Raw genomic sequence first — 2,422 nt, forward strand, 5'->3', positions numbered from 1 at the left:
GCGCTGGGCGTCGTGCTGTCGCGCGGCCCGGCCGCGCCCGGCGTGCCGCCCGCACGGGTGGAGGCGCTGGAGCAGCGGCTGAACGGCCTGCAGCCGCTGACCGACCGCCTGTCGACCGCTGAGGCGGCATTGGCAGAAACCCGCCAGGCGCTGCAGGCGCAGCAGCAGGCGGCCGTGGCGCAGCGGAACGAGGCCGGCCAGGCGCTGACCGCGCTGCGCGGCCAGATCGCAGAGCAGCGCAGCGACCGCGAGGCGGTGACCCGCGCCGCCGATGCCCGCATCGCCGAGGCCGAGCGCGCCCTGTCGCAGCGGATCACCGGCGCCGAGGCGCAGCTGGCGCAGCGCGTCGCCGCCGCCGAGGCCGCGCTGAACCCGCGCTTCGCCGCCGTCGAGGCCGCCATGCAGCAGCGCATCGCCGCCGCCGAGGAAGCCGCCCGCAGCCGCATGGGCGAGCGCGACCGCGCGCTGGACGCCCGCTTCACCGCCGTCGAGCAGCGCGAATCCCGCCTGGTCACCGCCGAGCGCCGGCTGTCGCAGCTGATCGCCAGCACCGCGACCGCGACCGCCCTCGAAGCCGGCAAGCCGCTGGGCCAGGCGCTGGCCGGCCTGCCCGGCGAGGCGCCGGCCGCGCTGGCGCGCTACGCCGCCGCGGTGCCGCCGACCGAGGCCTCGCTGCGCCTGTCCTTCGAGGAGGCCGCCCGCGCCGCCCGCGCCAAGGCCGAGCCCGCCACCGAAGGCCAGGGCCTGCTGGAAGCCGCGGCCACCCGCCTGGGCAACCTGGTCACCGTCCGCCGTGGCGAGACCGTGGTCTGGGGCGACACCGTCAGCGGCGAGCTCGAGATCGCCCGCCGCGCGCTGGATGCCGGCGACCTGGCCGCCGCCGTGCAGCGCGTCGAGGGCCTGCCCGAGCCGGTGCGCGCCGCCATGGCGCCCTGGCTCGACCAGGCGAAGGGCCTGATCGCCGCGCGCGGCGCGCTGGATGCGCTGCGCAGCGGGGGGCAGGGCTGATGCGTCGCGCCATCTGGCTGCTGCTGATCTGCCTGGTCACGGTCGGCATCGCCTGGGGGCTGATGCGGCTCGGCGGCCATGTCGAGTTCCGCGTCGCTGACTACGAGGTCTATGTCTCGCTGCCGGTGCTGCTGATCATCGCCGTGGTCAGCTTCCTGGTGCTGCACGGGCTGATCACCGGCTTTCGCAGCCTGGTGAACTGGCCGGCCCGCGCCCGCGCCCGTCGCGCCGCCCGCCGCCGGGTGCGCGGCGACGCCATGCTGACCCGCGCCCTGGTCTCGCTGGCCGCCGGCACCACGGAGGCCGCCCGCAGCGAGGTGCGCAAGGCGCGCGACCTGCTGGGCGACACGCCGCAGCTGCTGCTGCTGACCGCCGAGGCCGAGCGCATGGCCGGCAACGAGACCGCCGCCACCGAGGCCTTCGAGGCCCTGGCCAAGCGCGACGACGCCCGTTTCCTCGGGCTGCGCGGCCTGCTGCGCCAGGCGATCCAGCGGCAGGACTGGCCCGCCGCCCAGCAGCTGGCGCGCGAGGCCGAGGCCGCCCAGCCCGGCGCCGCCTGGCTGCGCAGCGAGCGTGCCATCCTGGCCCAGCGCACCGAGGACTGGCGCGAGGCCCTGGCCCTGGCCTCGCCCGAGACGCCGCGCGCGCCCCTGGCCATGGCCGCCGCCAGCCAGGAGCCCGACCCGACCCGCACCGCCGAGCTGGAGAAGCAGGCCTACCAGGCCGATGCCGGCTTCGCCCCCGCGGTGCTGGCGCATGCCGCCCGGCTGGCGGCCAATGGCAATACCCGCAAGGCCCGCGCCGCGCTGGAGCAGGGCTGGGCCACCCAGCCGCACCCGCAGATCGCCGAGGCCTATCTGAAGGACGAGGCCGAGCCGCTGGCCCGCGTCAAGCTGGCCGAGACCCTGGTGCACAAGAACCGCGAGCACCCGGAAAGCCGCCTGCTGCTGGCGCGGCAGTCGCTGCAGGCCGGGCTGACCGGCCGCGCCCGCACGGAGCTGGAGGCGCTGACCGCCTCCGGCGCCGCCGATGCCCGGGCCTACCTGGCGCTGGTTGAGCTGGAACAGCTGGAACAGGGCGACACAGCGCTGGCCCGCGCGGCGGAGGCCAAGTGGCTGCGCGCCGCGACGGCGGCCAAGCCGGAACCGCGCTGGCGCTGCGGCCAGTGCGGGTCGATCCATGAGAGCTGGAAGCCGGTCTGCTCGTCCTGCAACACGGCGGGGCGTATTGCCTGGGGGTGAAGAGAAGACAGGGTAGGCCAGGGGAATGAATTCCCCTGGACCCCTTGTAACTTGGCGCCATCGCGCTCGGTCGTTGCTAGAGTGTCCGGAGCGGTGGCGGAGCGTAGCCCGGAACCCCTTGGGGCGATCGAGCCCGTAAAGAAGCGAGGGTCACGCTCCGTCGTTCCATCGAA

At 75.9% G+C, this 2,422-nt stretch carries 1 protein-coding gene and 1 pseudogene; both read left to right on the plus strand.

What is annotated here, in order from left to right; all coding sequences use genetic code 11:
• A pseudogene (locus GVN67_RS28745) lies at positions 1 to 1,008 on the plus strand (hypothetical protein); the annotation flags it as partial.
• Positions 1,008 to 2,249, plus strand: coding sequence for a heme biosynthesis HemY N-terminal domain-containing protein (locus GVN67_RS28750; RefSeq protein WP_160000721.1), 1,242 nt, complete (start codon positions 1,008 to 1,010; stop codon positions 2,247 to 2,249). The pseudogene GVN67_RS28745 and the gene GVN67_RS28750, both read left to right, overlap by 1 nt.
• Positions 2,250 to 2,422: the final 173 nt, after the last annotated feature.

Origin of the sequence: Roseomonas sp. 18066, assembly GCF_902706185.1 — a bacterium.
GTDB lineage: Bacteria > Pseudomonadota > Alphaproteobacteria > Acetobacterales > Acetobacteraceae > Pseudoroseomonas.